This is a genomic window from Rhizobium sp. N122, from assembly GCF_002211295.1.
Lineage (GTDB): Bacteria > Pseudomonadota > Alphaproteobacteria > Rhizobiales > Rhizobiaceae > Rhizobium.
In genome coordinates, this window is sequence record NZ_LOKU01000016.1 from 19,700 (window position 1) to 41,447 (window position 21,748).

General features: G+C 58.7%; 18 protein-coding genes and 1 pseudogene. 9 read left to right on the forward strand and 10 right to left on the reverse strand.

Annotation, left to right across the window (positions count from 1 at the left end; translation table 11 throughout):
* Positions 1 to 3: 3 nt before the first annotated feature.
* From trbK to ATY75_RS13990, 7 genes are read right to left on the reverse strand one after another with little or no spacing between them, the layout of a single operon-like run.
* Positions 4 to 180 carry an entry exclusion protein TrbK gene (trbK, locus tag ATY75_RS13960; protein WP_088938001.1) on the reverse strand — a complete coding sequence of 59 codons (177 nt, stop codon included), beginning with the start codon at positions 178 to 180 and terminating at the stop codon, positions 4 to 6.
* Complete coding sequence (gene trbJ, locus ATY75_RS13965; protein WP_088938002.1) at positions 174 to 977, reverse strand: P-type conjugative transfer protein TrbJ; 804 nt, start codon at positions 975 to 977, stop codon at positions 174 to 176. The genes trbK and trbJ overlap by 7 nt, the downstream gene beginning before the upstream one ends.
* Positions 949 to 3,405: a conjugal transfer protein TrbE gene (locus ATY75_RS13970; protein ID WP_088938003.1), complete on the reverse strand. Its 2,457-nt coding sequence runs from the start codon at positions 3,403 to 3,405 to the stop codon at positions 949 to 951. The genes trbJ and ATY75_RS13970 overlap by 29 nt, the downstream gene beginning before the upstream one ends.
* 9 nt (positions 3,406 to 3,414) lie before the next feature.
* Positions 3,415 to 3,714 carry a conjugal transfer protein TrbD gene (locus ATY75_RS13975; RefSeq protein ID WP_088938004.1) on the reverse strand — a complete coding sequence of 100 codons (300 nt, stop codon included), beginning with the start codon at positions 3,712 to 3,714 and terminating at the stop codon, positions 3,415 to 3,417.
* Positions 3,707 to 4,090: a TrbC/VirB2 family protein gene (locus tag ATY75_RS13980; RefSeq protein ID WP_088938005.1), complete on the reverse strand. Its 384-nt coding sequence runs from the start codon at positions 4,088 to 4,090 to the stop codon at positions 3,707 to 3,709. The genes ATY75_RS13975 and ATY75_RS13980 overlap by 8 nt, the downstream gene beginning before the upstream one ends.
* Positions 4,080 to 5,057, reverse strand: a complete 978-nt coding sequence (gene trbB / locus ATY75_RS13985; RefSeq protein WP_088938006.1) for a P-type conjugative transfer ATPase TrbB — start codon at positions 5,055 to 5,057, stop codon at positions 4,080 to 4,082. The genes ATY75_RS13980 and trbB overlap by 11 nt, the downstream gene beginning before the upstream one ends.
* A 12-nt stretch (positions 5,058 to 5,069) precedes the next feature.
* On the reverse strand, positions 5,070 to 5,693 hold the full coding sequence (locus ATY75_RS13990) for an acyl-homoserine-lactone synthase (protein ID WP_088938007.1): 624 nt from the start codon (positions 5,691 to 5,693) through the stop codon (positions 5,070 to 5,072).
* A gap of 390 nt (positions 5,694 to 6,083) precedes the next feature.
* Between ATY75_RS13990 and repA the strand changes: the two genes are divergently transcribed.
* The 5 genes from repA (at position 6,084) to ATY75_RS14015 (ending at position 13,527) form a co-directional block, all read left to right on the forward strand.
* Complete coding sequence (gene repA, locus ATY75_RS13995; RefSeq protein WP_088938008.1) at positions 6,084 to 7,274, forward strand: plasmid partitioning protein RepA; 1,191 nt, start codon at positions 6,084 to 6,086, stop codon at positions 7,272 to 7,274.
* Between the two features lie 75 nt (positions 7,275 to 7,349).
* Positions 7,350 to 8,345 (forward strand): plasmid partitioning protein RepB, encoded by a 996-nt coding sequence (repB, locus tag ATY75_RS14000; RefSeq protein ID WP_088938009.1) that lies wholly within the window; start codon positions 7,350 to 7,352, stop codon positions 8,343 to 8,345.
* Between the two features lie 157 nt (positions 8,346 to 8,502).
* Positions 8,503 to 9,747, forward strand: a complete 1,245-nt coding sequence (gene repC / locus ATY75_RS14005) for a plasmid replication protein RepC (RefSeq protein ID WP_088938010.1) — start codon at positions 8,503 to 8,505, stop codon at positions 9,745 to 9,747.
* Between the two features lie 436 nt (positions 9,748 to 10,183).
* Positions 10,184 to 11,374, forward strand: a complete 1,191-nt coding sequence (locus ATY75_RS14010; RefSeq protein WP_088938011.1) for a hypothetical protein — start codon at positions 10,184 to 10,186, stop codon at positions 11,372 to 11,374.
* Positions 11,374 to 13,527, forward strand: coding sequence for a hypothetical protein (locus tag ATY75_RS14015; protein WP_088938012.1), 2,154 nt, complete (start codon positions 11,374 to 11,376; stop codon positions 13,525 to 13,527). Before ATY75_RS14010 ends, ATY75_RS14015 begins: the two co-directional genes overlap by 1 nt.
* Positions 13,528 to 13,555: 28 nt before the next feature.
* Here ATY75_RS14015 and dut read toward each other — a convergent pair whose 3' ends face one another.
* On the reverse strand, positions 13,556 to 14,005 hold the full coding sequence (gene dut, locus ATY75_RS14020; protein WP_088938013.1) for a dUTP diphosphatase: 450 nt from the start codon (positions 14,003 to 14,005) through the stop codon (positions 13,556 to 13,558).
* A gap of 112 nt (positions 14,006 to 14,117) precedes the next feature.
* The gene (locus ATY75_RS14025; protein ID WP_088938056.1) at positions 14,118 to 15,236 is read right to left on the reverse strand and encodes a site-specific integrase; all 1,119 of its coding nucleotides are present in this window, start codon (positions 15,234 to 15,236) and stop codon (positions 14,118 to 14,120) included.
* A 312-nt stretch (positions 15,237 to 15,548) separates the two neighbouring features.
* On the opposite strand from ATY75_RS14025, the gene ATY75_RS14030 reads away from it, so the two are divergent.
* The 3 genes from ATY75_RS14030 to ATY75_RS35055 all read left to right on the forward strand — a co-directional run bounded on the left by ATY75_RS14030 (position 15,549) and on the right by ATY75_RS35055 (position 19,164).
* Positions 15,549 to 17,186 (forward strand): Mu transposase C-terminal domain-containing protein, encoded by a 1,638-nt coding sequence (locus tag ATY75_RS14030; RefSeq protein ID WP_088938014.1) that lies wholly within the window; start codon positions 15,549 to 15,551, stop codon positions 17,184 to 17,186.
* Entirely contained in the window at positions 17,177 to 18,100 is a 924-nt protein-coding gene (locus ATY75_RS14035; protein ID WP_088938015.1) for a TniB family NTP-binding protein, read from the forward strand. Before ATY75_RS14030 ends, ATY75_RS14035 begins: the two co-directional genes overlap by 10 nt.
* Positions 18,101 to 18,645: 545 nt before the next feature.
* Positions 18,646 to 19,164 carry a hypothetical protein gene (locus tag ATY75_RS35055; RefSeq protein ID WP_225881146.1) on the forward strand — a complete coding sequence of 173 codons (519 nt, stop codon included), beginning with the start codon at positions 18,646 to 18,648 and terminating at the stop codon, positions 19,162 to 19,164.
* Here ATY75_RS35055 and ATY75_RS14045 read toward each other — a convergent pair.
* A complete protein-coding gene (locus ATY75_RS14045) occupies positions 19,151 to 20,068 on the reverse strand; it encodes a recombinase family protein (protein ID WP_088938017.1) in 918 nt (305 codons plus the stop codon). The two genes, ATY75_RS35055 and ATY75_RS14045, sit on opposite strands and share 14 nt — an antisense overlap.
* A gap of 517 nt (positions 20,069 to 20,585) precedes the next feature.
* Between ATY75_RS14045 and ATY75_RS14055 the strand changes: the two are divergent.
* Positions 20,586 to 21,652: pseudogene (locus ATY75_RS14055) on the forward strand (RHE_PE00001 family protein).
* The last annotated feature ends 96 nt before the right edge of the window (positions 21,653 to 21,748 follow it).

The window sequence follows — 21,748 nt, forward strand, 5'->3', positions numbered from 1 at the left end:
CCCCTACCACTCGACTTTCATCTTTTCGCCGCCAGAGGTCGGATACTCCTTCGACGAGCCGAAGAACGTTCCACGCCGCTCCTGTGCAACATGCGTTTCGGAAATGAGAAACCAGATGCCGGCGCTTCCGGCTGCCAGTAAAATCGCGATAGCGACGAGGATCAGTTTTGTTCTCACCATTCCACCTTCATCTTTTCGCCGCCTGATGTGGAAGGTGCGGTCCCACTGAAGAATTTCTCGCGCCGCGCCTGTGCAAGGTCTTTGTCGGTTTGTTCGGCCTGAAGCCAGGTTCCCATCATGGTCATCTGTTGGGAGAAGAGCCCTCGAAGCTTCTGCATCTGCGCGACCTGTTGCGCAGCGATCTCGTGGCCGACTTGCAGGGCTTTCATCTGGCCGTCGGCGGTCTCGGACATCGACCGCAGCGAGGACATCGTGCCTTCCTCGCTATCGAACTGGTCGGCCGTCAGGCTCGCCGCCTTCAGCGTGCTGGCGATCGTGTCCCGATTGGTATCCGACCAGGTCTGGTAGCTCGACGAAAAACTTGTCGCGTCCGGCAGGTTGGTCTTGAGGCTTGAGTAGCTTTGGAAGCGCTGCTGAAGCACGTCATCGGCATTGCCCATCGAAAACGAGATGCTCTGCCCTTGATCGACGATGCTGCGTAGCTGATTGAGGTCGCTTTCGACCTGCCCCCACATGTGCGACGGCAGGGTCGCGGTGTTCTGAAGCAAGTTTTGATAGATGTTCAGCTGCGTTTCGATCTGTTGCGCCAACTGGCTGATCTGGGTGAGCTGGTTCTGGATTTGCTCGCCAGATTGACCAACAAGAGATACGAGTTCGCCATTGTTGAGGATCTGCGTCCATTCGGTGGCGGCACCGGTGGCAGTTCCCGCATTCGCCGGCACGCCAGTGCCGGCCATCAATGCGACGGCCGCCAGACCAGCGAGTAATCTATTCGAAGGTGAGCAGTGATGCGGCATCGCGAACTCCTCTCGTTTGAAGCCAGTGGATCGGCCAGTCGTGGCCATGTTCGGCGTGGAGTGCGCGGATACGCTGCAAGTCTTCCTTGCCCGACGCGCCGACGAAGCTGAGCGCCACCGGGCCGAGCGCCATATCGAACAGGCGCCGGCCTTCCGGCGTGACCACGTAATATTCGCGCTTGGGGATCGCGTTCGAAACGATCTCGATCTGACGCTCGTTGAAGCCGATCCTCTCATAGAACTCGCGTGTTCCAGGTTCTCGGGCGGCGCCGTTCGGCAGGCAGATTTTCGTCGGGCAGGATTCCTTCAGGACATCGATAATCCCGGAACGCTCGGCGTCCGAAATCGACTGCGTGGCGAGCACGACCGCACAATTCGCTTTGCGCAGCACCTTGAGCCACTCGCGGATCTTGCTGCGGAACACGGGATGACCGAGCATCAGCCAGGCCTCATCCAGCACAATCAGGCTCGGGGAACCGTCGAGACGCTTCTCGATCCGCCGGAAGAGATAGGTCAGTACCGGCACAAGATTGCGCTCGCCCATATTCATCAACTGCTCGATCTCGAAGGTCTGGAACGCGCCGAGCGAAAGACCGTCCTGTTCCGCGTCGAGAAGCTGGCCCATCGGGCCGTCGACCGTGTAGTGATGCAGCGCGTCCTTGATCTCGCGCATCTGGACGCCGCTGACGAAGTCCGACAAGGACCGTCCAGCTGCGCTGGCCATCAATCCGACCTGACGCGAGATGGCGTTGCGATGATCAGGGGTGATGGCAACACCCTGCAGGGCAACCAGCATCTCGATCCATTCGGTTGCCCAAGCTCGATCTGCATCGCTGGACAGGTCCGATAACGGGCAGAAGGCCAGCGCCCTTGCCTCATCTTGAGCGTCGCCACCGATCTCACAATGATCGCCGCCGGCGGCGAGCGTCAGCGGCAGGAGCGAGTTCCCCTTGTCGAAGGCGAAGATCTGGGCGCGTTCGTACCGACGGAACTGCGCGGCGATCAGCGCCAGCAGCGTCGACTTGCCCGAGCCGGTCGGTCCGAAGATCAAGGTGTGCCCGACGTCGTCGACATGCAGGTTCAGCCGGAACGGCGTCGAGCCGCTCGCCACCTGCATCAGCGGCGGCGAATTCGGCGGGTAGAACGGGCAAGGTGCGACCGGACTGCCCGACCAGACCGAGTTGAGCGGTATCAAATCCGCGAGATTGCTCGTGTTGATCAGCGGTTCGCGAATATTGCAATACCAGTTACCCGGCAGGCTGCCGAGAAAGGCGTCCGTGGCGTTGAGGGTCTCGATGCGTGCACCGAAACCCTCCGCCTGGATCAGCCGGCGGATTGCTTCTGCTTTTTCCTGCAGTACCTCCCGGTCGCGATCGAAGAGAACGATCACCGGCGTATAGTAGCCATAGGCCACCAGCTGCGAGGAGGCTTGCGCGATGGCGTCTTCTGTCTCGGCCACCATGGTCATGGCGTCCTGGTCTACCGACCGGCTCTGCGTCTGGAAGAGCTGATCGAAGAATGGCCGTACCTTCTGCTGCCATTTCTTACGGGTGCGTTCGAGTTTCTGCCGCGCGTCCTCTGCATCAAGGAAGATGAAGCGCGATGACCAGCGATAGGTGAGCGGCATCAGATCGAGGCTGTTGAGAACTCCGGGCCAGCTCTCGGCTGGCAGCCCGTCGATCGCCACGACGCCGAGGAAACGGCTTTCGACCTTCGGCGTCAGGCCATGCTCGAGCTCGGCCGTCGCAAGCCAGTCGAGATACATGGGGGCATCCGGCAGTCGGATCGGATGATTTTCGCCTGTGATGCAGAAGCGAACGAATTGCAGCAGCTCGTCATAGCGGGCGACGCGCTCCCCTCCCCTCTCGACTGTTTCCCGGGTTTCCATGCGACGGATCGAAAGGGTATTGCCGAAATACTGCTCGATCTCGCGGACAGCGTTCTTGAAAATGAACAGCACCGTGTCCGCATAGGTCTTCTTCCGGCTCTCCTCGTCCGAGTAGATGTATTTGCTGAGGGCCGTCTTTTTGGATTCGAGCGGCCGATAGGTCAGGATGATCGCGTGCTTGCTCTCGAAATGCCCCTGCTCGCGCGCGAAATGTGCCCGCCGTTCGGCGTCGATCGCGCGGGTCACCGCATCGGGAAAGTGGCAACGATCATCCGAAGGATAGTCGAACGTCGGGATCCGGACCGCCTCGACCTGGATCATCCAGCCGCTTCCGAGACGCGACAGGATCATATTGATCTGCCGCGACAGTTCGTTGCGTTCGAGATCGGTGGCGCTTTCGGAGTCTGGTCCGGCAAAATACCAGCCGGCCATTAGGCTTCCGTCTTTCAACAGAAGGATGCCATTGTCGACCAAGCCGGCATAGGGAACGAGATCGGCGAAGGAGGGGGCGGTGGCCCGGAAACGTTTGAGAGCAACCATGCCTGCTCCTCAATACCGGCGCCACGGCGAAGAGGTCGCCTTGTAGTAATGCTTGTAGGAGATATGGCGGACATAGACCTGTCGCATGAGCGGATCGGCCTTGGCCATCATTCTCAGGAGCCCGACAATGACGATCCAGATGGCAACGCCGAACAGCGCGGAGTAAACTGTCAGCACCACGAAAATCAGGATGACGGCGGCGAGACCGGTGAGCAGCACCAATTCCCGATCGGCACCCATCAGGAGGTTCGGCCGCGACAGCGCGCGGTGGATGCGGTTGCGTTGCAGCCCAGACAGGGACTCAGCCATGAGCCCCCTCCCCTTCTCCGCCGTGATCGATGGACGTGGCTCGCGCGTCGGGCAGTCCGATCGAGGCGCCGGTGGCGCCGAACAGGCCGACGATGGTGGTTGCACCGAGAAGAATGCCGGCGACAAGTACGACATAGACGAGCCGCCGTGCGAAATCGTTTAGCTCGCCGCCGAAGATCAGCATGCCGCCGGCGATCGCGACAGCTGCAAGCGCGATTGCGCCGGCGACCGGTCCGGTGATCGACTCCTGGATTTGCTGCAGCGGCCCTTCCCAGGGAAGACTGCCGCCGGAGCTGGCGAGCGCCGGCGCGACCGAGGCAAGGATCATAGGCGCCGCAAGGAGTGCGACGGCGATGAGGGCGTTTCTACGCGACATGGCGCGCCTCCTGTTCTTCCGTAAGCTGGTCGGATTCGATTTCGTATTGGCCGCCGGCGAAACGCTCGACCTGGATGACGTCCCGAACACGCCGCCCGCGCGGCGTCCGTTCAATCGAGACGATGAGATCGACCGCTTCACCGATCACTTCGTGCATCGGCTGTTGGCTGGCTTCGGCGGTCAGTTGCTCAAGGCGGCGAAGCGCCGACATTGCAGTGTTGGAATGGATGGTTGCCACGCCTCCTGGATGACCGGTGTTCCATGCCTTCAGCAACGTGAGCGCAGCCCCGTCGCGGACCTCGCCGACCACGATCCGGTCCGGACGCAGGCGCATGGTGCTCTTCAGGAGCCGCGCCATGTCGACGCTATCGCTGGTGTGCAGGAGCACGGCGTTGTCGGCGGCGCACTGAATCTCGGCGGTGTCTTCAAGGATGACGAGGCGGTCTTCCGGGGCGGACTTGACGATTTCAGCGATAACGGCGTTGGCGAGCGTTGTCTTGCCCGATCCTGTGCCCCCGGAGATGATGATGTTGAGCCGGGACGAAATCGCGCTGCGGATGGTCGAAGCCTGATGGTCGGTCATAACGCCAGACCGCACATAATCGTCGAGCGGTATCAGGCGCGAGGCACGTCGCCTGATGGTGAAGGCCGGTTTTGCCACGACCGGGGGCAACAATCCTTCGAAGCGATGACCTCCGATTGGCAATTCCCCTGAGATGATCGGCTGTTCGGTGTCGACCTCGGTCTGGAGTGCATGCGCCACGGTTCCGATCACCATTTCCGCAGCTGCGGAGGACATTTCGCCGGCCGGCGCCACGCCATGCCCCAGCCGTTCGATGAACAGCTTGCCATCGGGATTGAGCATGATCTCGACGACGGTCGAGTCGTCGAGGGCGACGCAGAGCTGGTCGCCGAGCGCCTCCTGGAGTTTGCGGACAAGTCGAGGATGTGAGCGAAGCTGGTTCACGGCGTTTCTTCCTTACGCTGCCTGGCTGACGGTGCTGAGTTCGGAACGGTGGTTGGTTGGCCGGAGCCGTCGAAATGTGTCGGCGTTTGCGGGGAGGATGCCGGCCACGGCCATGGTCACGCCGATCTTCTTCGGCTCAGCCAACCGCTGCAGCGGCCAGCCGACGCGCGCGAGGATCCGCTCGAACCGGAGATCGGTTACCGTGACAATCTCGGTGTAGGCGTTGGTCATGCACCACTCGATGATGCCCGCGAACATGGTCAAGGTCGCTTCATGGACGGTGCCGTCTCCCCTGCCCTCCTCAAGGGTCGTATCGACGCAAAAACGGGAGCTCTCGATCATCGCGGCGTGTGCATTCAGCCGGCCATTTGGAAGAAGCGACGGAAAGATGCTCGTCACCATCGTCGCGCCAAGTGCCGGGAGCAGTCTTGCGCAGCCGGTCACGTCGCCGGCGTCGGAAATTGCGAGGATGTAGGTCGGCAGAAGAGCGTCAAAGTCGTCAGACTCTTGACCGTCGACTACGCTGACATCCCAGCCCAGGCGCCCAGAGAAAACGCGTGCTCGTAGCTGATGATGGCGGTGGAGAAGCTGAGCTTCTTGAATATTTCGCGGGTGGGAAATCGCGAGAATCTGCATGAATTTCTCCGTCGTCGTTGGTCGGCGGCGAAATCAGCACAGATGAGATTCGGGCGGTAGTTGTAGGATCCTACAAGTCCGGCTTGAAGTGAGTCGCGCCAGCGGCAAGCGGCAAGTCGCGATTGAGCTGCCTTGCTCCGCCAAAAGGCGCAGACCGCATTGTAGGATTCACAGTAAAACAAACCTGGAACACGCGATATCGCGTAGGCTTCTAAACACTCGGAAACAAAGGAAAAAAAGGATGCGACCGACTTTTGTACGGCCTCTCCGTTAACCTTTTGTTAACCTTAAATCCCTTGCGGGTCCGTGGGAATCGGGAGATAGTTGCGAAAATTTTGGCCGCAGAGCCATTTTTTCGAAATTGTCCTTATCTCGGAAATAGTTTGCAAAATGAGCCAGCCGCAGCCCAACCGATTTGATTTCGAGATCGCCCAGCAAGGGTCGAAGATCTCGACCGCGTTGCATATGCTGCGCAGTCAACAGTATCCGCCCGACGCTCGCAAGGGTCTACGCAAGTTCCAACTCGGAGAAGTAGCCGATTTTATGGGAGTTACGCAGAGCCATCTTCGACAGATTCATTCGGAGGGTAAGGGACCCGAAATCGAATCTATCAGTGGCCGGCGTTACTATACGGCCGAGCAGATGCTTGAGCTTCGTGAGTATCTCGAAGCGAACAAGAAATCCGACAAGCGATATTATGTTCCACAGCGGCGCGAAGGCGAACCGATGCAGGTAGTATCGGTCGTAAACTTCAAGGGCGGAAGCGGCAAGACGACGACCGCAGCACACCTCGCGCAATATCTTGCCCTCACAGGCCATCGCGTCTTGGCGGTTGATCTCGACCCACAGGCGTCTTTGACATCCCTATTCGGAATTCAGCCTGAACTCGACGACACGGCCTCCCTTTACGAGGCACTGCGGTTCGACGATGAAAGGAAGCCGATCGCTAAGGTCATCCAGCCTACGAACATTCCCGGTCTGGACGTCGTCCCGGCGAACCTCGTCTTGCAGGAGTACGAGTACGATGTGCCGCTCGCCATTTCCTCGAAGAAGGGAGATGAAGGCCGGCTGTTCCACATGCGTATCGGCAACGCGTTGAAGGAAGTTGATGACAGGTATGACGTGGTGGTCATCGATTGTCCGCCGCAGCTCGGATATCTGACCATCACTGCCCTTATGGCCTCAACCGGCATCCTCATTACCATCCACCCCCAGATGCTGGACATCATGTCGATGAGCCAGTTCCTGATGATGCTGGGTGGCATAATGACGCCAGTCGCAGAGGCAGGTGCGGAGATCCGCGTCGAATGGTTCCGCTATCTTGTGACGCGGTTCGAGCCGACGGACATCCCGCAAACACAGATGGTCGGCTTCATGCAGTCGATGTTTGCTCAGCACATGCTTCGAAACCACGTGCTGAAATCGACGGCCATTTCTGACGCCTCGATTAAAAAGCAAACCCTGTATGAGGTCGAGCGTGGCGATTTCGTCCGATCGACCTATGACCGGGCGATTGAAAGCTTGAACGCGGCCAACGGCGAGATCATGGAGCTCATTCACAACGCTTGGGGGCGGAAATGAGCAACTTGTCAGCCGTTTTTCTTCCCCTTTTAGACAGTAACACCAGAGCCTTATCAAAGTTGAAGGAGGTTGGCCGTGTCGCGTGAAAATCCATTCGCGAAGCTGGACCTTGCCTCCATCTCTGCAGACAAGACGCCTACAAAACCTGGCTACGGCATGACTGGTGCTGCGAAGACAGTTGTTCGATCTATCGAGGATCTGGCGGAGAATACGAAGAAGCTCATGGAAGGCGAAGTGATCGTGGAGTTGGATCCCCGATCACTCGACGTCTCCTTCGTTGCCGACCGTCTTTCCGATGATGACGAGGAGTACCAGGAGCTTAAACAGGCGATCAAAGAGTCCGGGCAATCAACCCCCATTTTGGTGCGCCCCAGCTCCACGGACCCACAGCGTTATATGGTGGTCTTTGGCCATCGTCGCCTGAAGGTAGCTCAGGAACTCGGAATCCCGGTCAAAGCGGTCGTCAAGAAGCTGGACGACATCGCCTCTGCGATTGCGCAAGGGCAGGAAAACTCCGCTCGTTCAAATCTATCGTTTGTTGAGCGCGCGTATTTTGCGCAGAACCTCCTCGCGTCTGGAATGACAAAGGACGTGGTTAGGTCGTCGCTGGCAATCGATGAGGCTATGCTCTCCAAGATGCTCGGCGTCATCGACGTCGTACCAACTCCCATCATCAAGGCGCTCGGTGCGGCCAAAAAGATAGGTCGGGACAAGTGGCTGAGCCTGCGTCAGATTCTGCTGGCCCCTGCCCTCCTCAGAGTAGCTAGCGATTATGTAGGAACTGCCGAATTTCTCGCACTTGGGGAAGAGTCTAGATTCGACGATCTCCACGGGTACCTGACGCGATACAAGAACAAGTCGGCGGCCAAGAAGCCGAAGAGCGCCCCATCGGCGATGGAGTGGAAGTCGAACGATAGTTGCCTGAATTTCTCAATGAATGCCAAGTCGAAGAAGGTAGCGATTGAGCTTTCGAATGCGGAAGCGAAGCCCTTCAGTGATTGGCTTTCGAGCCGGATGGATCGCCTGTACGACGAATACAGACAGTCCAAAACTGAACGCAACGGAGATTAGACCGCAAAAGAAAAAGGCCCCCAAACGGTAAACCGTGGAAGCCTCTCTCGTTATCCTTAGCAAGATCGAGAATCGCATTTCCCGGAATCGCAGTCAAGAGTCTTTGGCACCGATTTGGTGAGCGGACTTCTTTTGCCTGAAGAAAGGTGAGAGAAAAATGCACATGGGACATGTGACGACGCCCTTTGGGCGGCGGCCGATGACGCTTGCCTTGGTCAAGGGACAGCTTGAGGTCGCGGAATCAAAATTCACCGCATGCGTTGAAAAATGGAAGGTGTTTCGTGACGTCTGCGAAGCGCGTGAACGCTTCGGCCTCCAGGACAGAGCGCTTGCCGTCCTCGATGCGCTGCTGACGTTTTACCCTGAAAGCGAGCTCAACACGGAAAAGGGGCTTGTTGTCTTCCCGTCGAATGGACAGCTATCAGTGCGCGCCCACGGAATTACCGGAACCACGTTACGACGACACCTGGCCGCCCTCGTTGAAGCTGGGCTCATCCAGCGGCGTGACAGTCCGAACGGAAAGCGTTACGCACACCGCGACCGCGACGGCGAGATCGAGCAGGCCTATGGTTTCGATCTTACGCCGCTGGCAGTGCGCGCCGCTGAGTTCGCATCTCTCGCGCAGGACGTTGCAGCCGAGCGCATTCGGTTTCGCCGTGCGAAGGAATCGCTGACGATTTGCCGGAGGGATGTTCGCAAGCTGATCACCGCCGCGATCGAGGAGGAAGCGCCGGGAGATTGGCTTGCTGTTGAAGGTGTGTACATCGGCATTCTCGCGGGGCTACCGAGGCACCCTAGCCGCCCGCAGGTCGAAGTTACGCTCGAAGAAATGGCTCTTTTGCGCGAAGAGGTCCTCAACCGTCTGGAAATTCAGGCGAAAGCTGAAAATATGGATGTCAATGGCATCCAAAATGGATGCCATATACAGAATTCAAAACCCGAATCCATCCATGAACTTGAACCTAGCTCTGAAAAAGAGCAGGGCGAACCGGCGCGGCCTGAACCGGAAACGATGCGCAAGCCGCAGGCAAAAGCGAAAGCAAACGTCGAGCCGATTAAATCCTTGCCGCTGGGGATGGTTCTACGCGCTTGCCCCCAGATCACCGACTACGGGCCGGGCGGCGGCATTTCGCATTGGCGCGAACTGATGGCGGCCGCGGTTTTGGTTCGCTCAATGCTGGGCGTCAGTCCGTCAGCCTACCAGGAGGCTTGCGATGCCATGGGTCCCGAAAATGCGGCTGTTGCGATCGCATGCATCCTTGAGCGATCGAACTTTATCAATTCGGCCGGTGGATATTTGCGAGACCTGACGAGACGTACGGAGCGCGGCGAGTTTTCGCTTGGCCCGATGTTGATGGCACTGTTGAAGGCGAACGGGGAGGGATTTCGCAGAGCGGGTTGAAGACAGAGAGATCCTCACGGTTCGGTGCCTAGCCCCTGGGTCTCCTTGAAAGCATATGAGGTCTTGAGACACCACGAACTTGTCAGCCGTTTTTTTCCGTGGTTTTGTTATGGAATACAGATAGTTATCGGCGTTGAGTGGGAAAGAACTGAAAAGTTAGGGAAAGCATCGGGATTCCACCGAATCGAGCCATCGGTCTCGGAAAGATGACGCCTCCCAAACGGGCTGCCGCATACACATAAGTAACCTTAAATAGCGAGCAGTCGAGTTCTTTTTATAGTTAGTTACAGGGTTTGAGAGAAGGAGGCTTTTGCTTCGATTTCCGATTCCAACGTGAAAGTGGCCGATTAGCCGTTGTAGTGCTCGCTATAAGACAATTGAAACTAGCAGGCTGCTAAATCAGTCGTACCGCAATCTAGGCTGAAGGAAGAAAGCTTTGCTTAATGTCGAGAAGAGCTTCTCACTCGGTGATTTTGAAACTTATCTGGACAGTCTCTGGGCGGATCCTAGGCAAGAGCTAAGACTGCCAAACGCACTGAAAGCTGATGCAGTTGGCGGCCAGGCGTCGTTATTGCAACTTGTTGTAACGTGGGCTCGCCGAGCGAGCGACGTTCCCCGGCTGCGGATTTACGCCGACGGAAATGATGAGGTGTCGATTGGACACTTTTCACGTACCGCAGTCGGCCTGGTAGCTTTGAATTTTGCCCGTGCAATTCGGGGATATGGTGATGCGGCGATCGAGCGATCTAAGGCGATGGAAACAGCATTGCCTTTTGTCGAAGCTATGCATTTTGGCCACCTCAAAGATCTCCGAACGTTCGCGAGAACGACCATCCCATTAATTTGTATCGACAATGCCAAGCGGCTCGCTCGACCAAATCGCCTCTACAGCCCCAACAGCGATCAAGTCAGAAGCCGTCGGGATTTTGCCGATTTGTTAAACGCGGCGGGCCGCGCGATCCTTCCTCGATCCCGGCCCATTAGCGATCCGCGACTGATCAATGCTGCAGCTAGTCTCATGTACGAGGCTTTTCTCAACACGCATGAACACGCACAGGCTGACGCCGCCGGAAATGTTTATCGAAGGTCCGTTCGAGGCGTCCTCATAGGCTCTAGGTACATCAAACGAGAACAGCTTGTTCCCAGCGCATCAGGGCATAGACCGATTGAGGACTACTTTCAGGCTTGGCGGCCTGATCATCCAGACGCAAAACACGCGCAGTTCGTCGAGATGTCTATCTTCGACAGCGGTGCTGGGTTGGCCCAAACGTGGTTACAAAAGAAGGCCCGAGTTACCGCGGGAATTCTTGAGGGTCATATATCGGTAGATGACGAGTTCGAAGCTGTACTTGCGTGCTTCCGCAAGGGTGGAACAACAAAGGGCGGCGAGACAAGCGGTAACGGGCTTTTCAGAATTATGCGCGTTGTCAGCGAAAATGGTGGGTTCATTCGCGTTCGTTCCGGAAGGCTTTCCCTTGTCCACGTCGCCGGCGTGCCTGGACACCAGTCAGAGATTGACGAAGGCCTGGAGGACTCGATTGATGGTGGCCGGCCTAATCAGGCTCGCGCTTGGGCAGATGGAACACTCATAACCGTAATGTTGCCTTTGAACCGAGAGCATAATTAATGAATAGCCTTTACTCGTTTCGATGCCGGAGCGCTGAGGCGCCCAATGGAGCTTCAACGCTCGTAATCTTTTCGGGGCCGGGTGAACTCGATGCCAACGATCTGACGACAGCAGTTTCTGACCATACGAGAAATGATCTGTCGCCCGAATTGGTGATCGTCCTTTTCCCGGAGATACTGGCTACCGATCTGACCAATCTCGATAATGAGTTGGCGGATATCTTTGCGCCAATTTCACGCGACGTTCCTATCGGCGCTTACGTTTACGATCGCTCCGGACAGGTGCGATTTCTGCGGGCCTTCCGAGCTTTCCCTCCCAAGGAGCTTAACTTGGAGCCTATTCGGCGACAGGGCCTGACCAAGCTCTTTCGCGATCGCGGAGGATTACTTGAGGCGGGCCCAACCGCGCATTTTATGAAGCCTTCCGGCCGAGCAGACAGTCGCTTTCTGAGAGCAGCACACGCATTGGCGGAGGGGGCGGAAATATTCTTCTGCGCGTTCTGGATTCTTGGGTTGCTTACCGATGATGTCCAGAGGATCCATGTCGACACATCGGCCATCGCCAGCCTGGCCTTCGCTGCCGTAATCATGAAAGATCGAAAAACCGTTCCAGTCATAACAACGTTCAAGTCGTACGATGGTAAGGATACGCACCCCTTCCATAAGGACAGGAAAGAGCTGGTGCTTATCTCGGCCTCCCAGTCAGGCGAAATGGCTAAGGGGATCTCGAAGGTGGTTGCCGACCCGAAGATGGTTGTGACACTGTTTTCCACGGCGCCCGTCAGCACGCCGAACACGACCACCCTCGCAAATCTAGAGTACGATGCCCAGCTGAATCCATATGGGATTCAACCTCAGACCACGCGGATTGACCGCAAAAACAGCCGGCCGATCAACCTAATAGGTGAGCATTTCCACGCTGTTCCCGACGGTCCCAGAGCGATCGTTCCTAAGCTTGGTGACAGGCCTGAGGCTGTCAAAGGATTTTTGCACCAACTAGTCGGGCAGAACGTTTTTCGAGCCTACAAGTCAAGCCTTATCGCTAATTCACGGAGAGCGATCTGGATTGATGTCGAAAAATTGGTATTTACCGAGGCGTTCAAGAAGTGGGTTAGAACACTTGTGGCGACGAGTATTCCGGCTTCGACACGTGCGGTCGTTCATTTTGCCGATGACCCGTCGTCCAAGACCCTTGCTTCGGCTATCACGGCTGAAGTGAAAGCGCAGGGAGGGCAGTTGGTGGAGTGCCGGACCCTCACTCTGAAGGAAATAGAGTCCGGGAAAATGGATTGGGAAATCCGTGAAGCCCCAGTCGTAGTTGTTGGAGGCGCAACTGGCCACGGCGGGGAGTTCCTTATGGCGAGCCGAGCTCTCCGGAAATACGCGCCCGCCTCGCACAGGATCTACATCACTACCGCCGCAATGCCTTCCTCTCCTGCGTTATCCTCGGCGCTGAAGAGCAACCTGGAGCAGCCCACGCATAGGTTCCATAAATGGTTTGACATCTTAATTGATCGAGAACGGCTAGCGGAGAGCTGGCAGGCTGAACGAGCGCTGCTAGTTGAGGACGACAATCTTCCGGATGAACTCGAAAAGCGCTTGGGGGAGTTGGATAACTCCGTTGGTCTCATCGACAATTTGTTCCTGGAAGGGCGCGGCGGTAAACTTGAGCTAAGGGATAATTTTGCTTTTTGGCCCCGTACCGTAAACTGCTCAACGTCTTCTCAAGCAGACGTGTTTACCACAATAGCGGCTATCGTGGCGAACATCCGCTCTGGACAGGACACACTGCAATCCGAACGGCTGCTCAATGACGCATATAACCACTGTGTTATTGCAGCCGAGACGTTCTTCCGCTTCAACGATGGGATAATACAAGCGGCCTTTATCAGGGCGTCACTCCCGATCGAACTCGACTATCGCGACGCCCCAATCGAAAGTGAACGTATGGCGGATCTGGTCGGGAGAATGGTGGATTTGCAGCATCTGCCGCACGGCGAAGCGCTAAGCGAATTCTTACTCAGCCTCGCGCTTCAAAGATTGAAATTGACGCCCTCCAGTGAAATGTCCCTGAAGGCAAAGCTCGACGCCAGTGCTGGGGATCTTTCAGAAGTGAATCGATGGATCATCAATAAGATCCCATGGGCACACTGATGTTGTGTGCGGGTGCGAAATTTCGGGCCTAGCTTCCAGTACTTCCCAGACCGGAATGGCCTCGGGCGGAGCTGCCAAGCTCGGTAACGGTGTCAAATACTGCCTTAACCACTGGAGCGATCACCATCTGTGCTATGCGATCACCTGATTTGATTGTGTAGGAGGTCTCGGACGTGTTTAGAAGAATGACGATAACCTCGCCGCGATAGTCACTGTCGATCGTACCAGGGGAGTTCAGGACTGTTATTCCATGGTGCGACGCAAGGCCTGAACGCGGACGAACCTGTGCTTCCATGGATTCGGGAAGCTCGATGCAAATTCCGGTAGGGACGTTTGCTCGCTGGCCGGGTTCTAAGACTATGGCTGGTCCGTTGAATGCGGCAAAGAGGTCAGCTCCTGCTGAACCGCTCGTTTTGTACTCTGGTAGTGTGGCTTGTTCATTTAAGAGGACCACCTTAACTGCCCGACTGTCATTCAACCTCGTCGCTCCTTCTCCGAGAACTCCACGCCTTGCATGAGATGTTCCGTTGATCGTACCACGCTTGGAGTTCCTTGGAGAAAACTCTGGATTCGACCGTACCACATCTTGGTCAAATCATGCGGGCTGCCCGACCTGTGCGCCGCGTGGTGTTGTTGTAGTAGCTGGATGCCTGCTGAACCGACCGATGCCGTGACTGTTCCATAGCTTCGGGCAGGGGGACACCACGATTTGCGGCCTCCGTGAGATAGCCCGATCGGAGGCCGTGGGCGGAAAACTCCCCGACCTCCAGCCCGGCCATCGCCACCCGCCGCTTGACGATATCATTGACCGCCTTCGGATCGAGGGCCCGGCGGGAGACATGGCCCCAGCGATCGATCGCCCGAAACACACTGCCGCCGCCGATCTTCGCGGCCGCCAGCCAGACATTCAGCGCCTCCACCGGCCGGCCGGTGAGGTAGACCACCTCGTCCTGGCCGGCGCCGGAATTCTTGGTGCGGCCGAGATCGATGGACAGCGAGGGCAGGAGGCTGCCGTCCTCGCCGGTAACGGGCGGCTCGATCGTCAGCTGCTCCTTGCGCAGGCCGGCCACTTCGCTGCGCCGGCGGCCGCCGGACGCGAAGGCGACCATCAGGATCGCCCGATCGCGGAGATCGCGCAGATTGTCGCCGCCGCAGGTCGCCAGCAGTTTCGCCAACACGTCTGATGTCACCGCCTTGGCGCTCTTGCGCCGGCGTTGGCGTGGCACGGCGCGGACGGCCAGCCGGATCGCCGATTTGAGTGCGGGGGAGGGGAAGGCGCCGTCGAGACCGCGCCACTTGGTCAGCGTCGACCAGTTGGCCAGCCGTCGTCCGACGGTCGCCGGCGCATGCGGCCCGGTCGAGCGAAGAAAGCCACCGTCGCGCAAGGACTGGTCGACCTCGGCCGGCATGCCGTGCTCCGGATCGGTCTCACGCCGCGCCGGATCCCAGAGATGGTGGGCGACGAATTTCAGCAGCAGCGCTTCCGGTGCCGGCCAGGGCAGGGAGCTGCCGGTCGCCGCCAGGCACCAGGCTTCGAGGTAGCCGAGGTCGGAGGCGAGCGCGCGAAGCGTGTTGTCGCCCATGCCCTCGTTGACCAGGTGCCGCAGCGTCTCGACGTCCTGGTCGGAAAGAATCTCGGCGAGCTTGTCGCGCCGGTCGATCGGCAGCACGGCGGCAATGGTGTCGAGGGTTTCGGCCCGTCGAGCCATCGCATCTGATGCCGTGTTCGGAGCAAGAATGTCCAAAAGGCCTCCAAAAGCTGCTCGAAACCGGCTGCCGAAAACGGCGGCGGCGGCCGTCCTTCCTCCCGTTTTCGCTTGTCAGTCTTAGAGGATGAACGGGCCATTATTAACTGTTTTTTAACGATTTGCCCTCGGGGACGATCGGTGGACTCGACCTGGTTCAGCGGATTTTTTGTTCCTCGAAGAAGTCGCTGTCTTTCATCTGTAACGATCCACGGTCATCGTAGTCCAAAATTGGGAACTGGCTTCGCACCTCGGTCAGGAACGAGGAGGTCTTCGATGGCGGACAGACCGGATAAACTGACCGTGTGTGACCCGGCTTGGCAGAAGGCCGTGGCACGGGAGGCGGTCATAAGGCCTTTGATCTCAGCAACCCGGATATCTCGAGGAGATATCGCTTCGGCCTGCCGACAACTCGGTCTGAAGCGCACGCGGCTCTATGAGCTCGTCGCTAAGTTTCGCAAGCGACCAGTCACCAGTTCGCTTCTCGACGAAATGCCCGGGCCGGAGAAGGGGAGGCGACTGCTCTCGGCCGATCAGGAAGACGTGGTCAGGCTTGCCATCGAGGCAGTCTATTGCGCTCGCGAACGTCCAACCATCAGCGCAGTTCATGACCACGTTCTCAGAGCCTGCCACCAGCGGGATCTGTACCCTCCGTCCTGGAAGGCAGTCAAAGCGCGAGTGGATCAGAGCAACCAACGGCGGCTGATGAAGTTGCGGGAGGGTGCGAAGGCGGCCCGACAGCAGTTCGCGGCAGTGGTGGGTGAATATTCGGCGCAATATGCGCTCCAGGTCGTTCAGATCGACCACACCCTTGTCGATCTGTTCATCGTCGATACAGTCAGTCGGCAACCGCTTCAGCGACCGTGGCTGACGCTGGCAATAGATGTCGCGAGCCGGATGGTCGCAGGATTTTATCTCAGTCTGGAAAACCCGTCGTCGACATCCGTCGCCCTGGCTGTCCAACACGTTGTTTTACCAAAGGACAGTTGGCTCGCTTCGCGCGGAATTGAGGCGGAATGGCCGGTCTTCGGGTTGCCTGACGTCATCCACCTCGACAATGGCCGCGAGTTTCATGGCAAGGCGCTGGTGCGAGGTGCTGCGGAACACGGCGTAGAGCTTCAGTATCGTCCCGTTGCCCGTCCCCACTTCGGTGGCCATATTGAACGGCTGATCGGAACGATGATGGGCGCTGTGCATCTCCTGCCGGGATCCACGTCCAGCGATATCGGCAGCCGCGGGGATTATGACCCACAGAGACACGCCATCATGACCCTCGACGAGCTTGAGCAATGGTTGGCCCTGCAGATCGTCGGCCGATATCATGCAAACATCCACCGCGCCTTGCGACTGCCTCCAAATACGGCCTGGGAAGATGCTGTCGCTGCACGCCCACTTCCCCGACGGCTACCCTATGACGAACACCGTTTCCTCCTCGACTTTCTGCCATTCGAGGAACGAAACGTCCGAAGGGACGGTGTGCACTTATTCGGCCTCAAATACTGGGATGACGTCCTCAGTCCGCTGGCAGGCGGGCCATGCAAGATGCGCGTTCGATATGATCCTCGCGACCTCTCCACGGTTTACGGCGAGGCGCCCGACGGATCGACCTGGCCAATTCGCTTCGCAAATCTCGGCTGGCCACGCATCACGCTCGGAGAGCATAGGCAGGCACTGGCTTTATTGAGGCAGCGTGGCGTGCGCTCCGTCGACGCCGACCTGATCTTCAAGACCATCGACGGGCAGAGACGGATCGTCGAAATGTCGGGCCAGCAGACCCGCAGCGTGCGACGGAATGCGGAAAAGCGCTCCCGGGCGCTGGCGTGGGAGGGGCACTCTTCCGTTCCTGCGCGGGACTCTGGGGATGACCAACACTTTGTGGAGCTGCCTCCGCTCAGCGTCGAGGAGTGGTCGTGACGCAATACTCCCACCTGCAACCGGCATACAGGCAATATGCAGATCTCACAGCTGATGAGCGGATCGCCTGGATCCGTGCCGATCGGTGGCTGGAAACGGCGAATGCACACCTGGCGCTTGCGAGGCTGAACGACCTGCTCACGTACCCGCCGCGAGACCGAATGCCATGCCTGTTGATCTACGGCGACACCGGCATGGGCAAGACCAAGATCATCCGAAAATTCCTTCGCGATCGCGTGCCAACTTTCGATCGCGGCACTGGCACGACGACCATGCCGGTCGTGGCGATGCAAATGCCAGCCGAACCGATAGAGCGTGACGTCTATGGCGAGCTTCTCAATGCAATGAACGCACCTGGACCGATGGGCGACGCGACCTTTCGGCTAAAGGCGACCTGCCGCAACCTGATGCGCAGCATGAGCGTTCGTATGCTGATCATCGACGAGATCCACGCGATGCTGACCGGCACCTACCGGCAGCAGCGGATTTTCCTCAATGTCATCCGGTTTCTGGCGAATGATCTGAAGGTGCCGCTGATCTGTGCAGGAACGGACCTTGCTCGGCAGGCGCTGTTGACGGATCCGCAGCTGGCGGAGCGGTTCGAGACGTTTCATCTGAAGCGGTGGGTCAACGACCAGCATCTTGCGCAACTCCTGGCGAGCCTCGGCACAATCCTTCCGCTGAGGCGCCCCTCTGATCTCGGGTCTGCGCCGGTTCGTCGGCGTATTCTCGAACTCACGGACGGCGTCACTGTGCGGATATTTCGGTTGATCGAGACCGTGGCGGCAGAAGCGGTCCGCGGCGGCAAAGAGGCGATTACCCTCGAAAGCTTTGACGGCGACGATCTGGTCTTGCCGCTGGTCGCCATGACGCAGCATGCGGAGCACCAACTCAGACGACAGGTGGCTCGGTGAGACATGTACGGCTGCTTCCGGTCGCACCCCGTCCATGTGAGGACGAGCTCCTGTCATCCTGGCAGTGCCGCGTCGCCTGCCGTTATGACAGCACACCGTCGCAGATCGAGGCTTGGTTCGGTGGGCGGTCAGTTTCGATGCGAGATAGCTTTGAGGCTCGGGATTTCCGGCCGGAACAAGACATGACGTGGCGCTGGACGCGGGCCTGCAGACTCAAGGAACGCGATCTCGAGCAGCTGGCGCTATCCAATCTTGAAAGGCCTGAAGACTACTATGTCAGGCATCCACTACACCGAGGGGTTTGCGCCGTTTGCTTGGACGAGGATGCTGAACAGGGCGGTGACCACTATTGCCGGCGAAGCTGGGCTCATGTGGAAGCGGTCGCATGCGTCAAGCATGGCGCCGGCCTGCAGAGCGCCTGTCAGCGTTGTTTTCGAGGCGGTCTTTTCCAGTTTCGATTTCTGTCGGGCGGCGCCAGGCTCGTCTGCCCTTGGTGTGCTGCGGTGATCTCGGAAAGAAGGCGACGGCAACCACGGGAGAGCAGGATGCTGGAATCGATGTCAGCGATCAGTCGTGCGATTAACGGAAAGGGCATACAACTCGATGCGTTGATAGCGGCTAGCCGGTTTCTCTGGGCCGCGCAGTCGCACGGATCGCGCTATATCACCTACCTCGGGATTTCGCTTCCGTATGGGAGGTTGCCGCCATCACCAAGGGCGTCTGCGCCGCTATCCACGCTGCCTCTCGCCTGGCGGGCCGTCTCTATCGATGGCATGGCTGAGCTTGCGGGTCTGGTCGAGTCTCGTGAAGTCGGAACCGTCCCGGCCTTCGTGCATGAGGCCTTCAGGAAGATCCGGAGAGGGGAGGGCCAGCAGGCGGAAGAACCCGCTGCCGCGACCGAGGATGAAAGTGCCGAGCTGAAACTACGGAGTGATGGCGATTACCGTCGCCTAGCGCTGCAGATTCTCAATAGCCAAGCCTGGAAGACTCTGCCGGCGAGCAGCGGCAGGAAAAAGAACCGCGTGATCGGCCGTCTGATGAACCGTGCCCTCAGCGGCGGATGAGACCAAACCGGTGCGCCTCGTCCAGCAGATCCCGGACGGAGGAGGGTTGCCATTTTTTGCCGCCTCGCGCCGGCCGTTCTCCCATCTGGTCCAGTTGAGCGGCAATGTCGCGAAGCGACAGATCGGGATCGGCAATGGCGATCGCCGCCACCAGCTTCATCAGATGGTCTTCAGGAGCGCGGCGAGGGGAGCGGGCCAAGAGTTCTCTTTCTGCAAGCTTTTCGCGGACCAGGCGATGAACGGCGCGACGAAGGCGCTCGACGGTCCAGTCGTGGCCGCGGCGATTGAGCACCCGCACGACATTGTCCCAACTATGCTGGGGCCGGAGTTGCCGCACCGTCGGCAGCCACGTCTGCGCGGACGCAATGAGCTCATCGAGATAGAGTTTCTCGCGTGCGTCTGAGACTGCCTTGATTGCCTCCGGTCGTCGTTCTCGCAGGCCAGGGTTTCCAGGAAGCTTGCCGCGCGCCTTCGCCGCCTTGATGCCGGCTTTGGTGCGCTCGGCGATCAGCGCTCTCTCGAGCTGCGCGACCGCACCGAGAACCTGGAGGGAAAACATGCCCTGCGGAGTCGAGGTGTCGATCGGATCGCGGATCGATCGAAAATGAACGCCGCGTTGCTCGAGATCCTCGATCACTGCCAAGAGATGGCTCACCGATCGAGCCAGCCGATCGAGGCGGACGACCACAAGGACGTCACCCGCGGCCAACTCGCCGAGCAGCCGTGTTAAGACTGGTCGGGCGCGTGATGCCCCGGAGCCGTGCTCCTGGTAGATCCGATCACAGCCGGCGGCCCGCAACTCGTCCATCTGGGCATCGTGGACCTGGTCGTCCGTCGAGACGCGGGCGTAGCCGATCAGGCGCTTTAGAGACTGTTGGACGTTAACTGTTTGTCGCTTCGCCATCGCGCTTTTAACGGCCGGTTTCGAGGTGATTTGTACAGATAAGGAATGCGTGAGAAATTGCTCAGTTGCAAGCGTGTTTTAGGCACCGAATAGCGGCCCGCCAGACTCGAAATGCTGCCGCGGACGAGCAACCGAGCGTCAGCATAGGTAAATGCGCATCAGCGGGCTTCTGTGGCGGAAATGGCTGAAAAGCAGCGGTTTCGGAGGTGGCTGCGAGAGGTAGGAGCCTGTGGAAAGGGCGCCGGCGCTCAATTCCGGAAACGAGGACGGACATGTGCGCCGACGGCGGCCGTCGAATTTTGCGATGGAGAGTCCGGTCATCCCGGGCGAAATCGCCCTAAAAGCCCGGATTTCCGGGCGAATCCGCAAATCCAGGACGACCGACATCGCTGATTTGCGGCGTTATAGCAATCACTTCCGATAAGCAGTACTTATCGGATGTGATAGCCTGATGCCGGAATCGCGTCGATGACGGAACCAATGGCGGAGATAACTTCTGGTTAACCATGCATTTACCATGTTGTCAGTGGCTTACGACCGAACCAAAGGCTCTATCCAGAGCCTGCAGCGGCCGGCATCGACGATACCGCGGCGCTCAACCGAGCGTATTGCCCGCTCACCCATCGGCGCCGGCCTTCTCGAACGAGCCAATTTCGCCGATGCCTCGCCGTGGATTGATGGCGACCTTTTGCATCTAGAGGACCTCGTCCTCCGCGGCGCCAGCCATGATGTTCGTGCCCCGACCTACGAACAGACCATCGCCTGCGACGTCTTGCGCAGCCGCCGGCGCATCGCTGCCGTTCGGCTGGGCAATGTCCGCTTACGGCCTCGTTGCCGACGCGCCTGCACCATCTTTTGGTGACGAGGCTCGGGAAATGTCGCAGCAGAGCACGGTACCAATGCAGTGCCGGAAGGGGGGGCGGAGGGTTCTGATGTCGCCTGCTTCTTCGACGCCGAGCTTGCCGATACGGTGCTGGCCCGGTCGGACGCCGCCATCGAAAAAGCAAACACGCTAGGCCACGGATCCACTGATCTATGGTCTCGACTGGAATGAGGAGGAACGCCTCGAAGAATGGCGGATGGTGCTGACCGAGATTGAACGCCTACCAGCTGTATTGCAGGCGATCATCGCCCTCGACGGCTGAAACGAGCTGCAGGTGCTGCAGCACGCGCCCTGGCTTGGTCGGCTGCTGGCAGCGTCGATCCTGCGCCAGGCCGGCGTCACGACAGCGGCGCATCTGGCCGGATTCAACATCGGCCTGAAGTCCATCCCGGTCGATCGGGGCCGGCATCGTGATCGCGAAACCCGGCTGCTCGCTATCGCTCAGGGCGTGATCGCGGCCGCCGAGACCGGACTGAAGGAGCACGACCGGCTGGCGCTGGCCAGGCAGATGATGGAGCGCAAACTGACCGGCCGGCGGGCGTCATCAAAACTGCCTGAGCTGATCCAGTTCGTCATGGCGAAGCCGCGTCTCCGCCGGCATGGTCGTGAAGACGCTGAAGGTGACGCCGCGGGCGGCGCTCAGGATCATTGAGGAGTTGGGATTGGGGGGAGATGACGGGGAGTGGAGGTTTCGCGCATAGGGCATAGTGTAAGGTGAGTGAGTGGCAGGCGACGAAATGGACGAGTCGCGCGAAAAACTGCTGATAATACCAGAGTCTATTCAAGACCCCATTGAT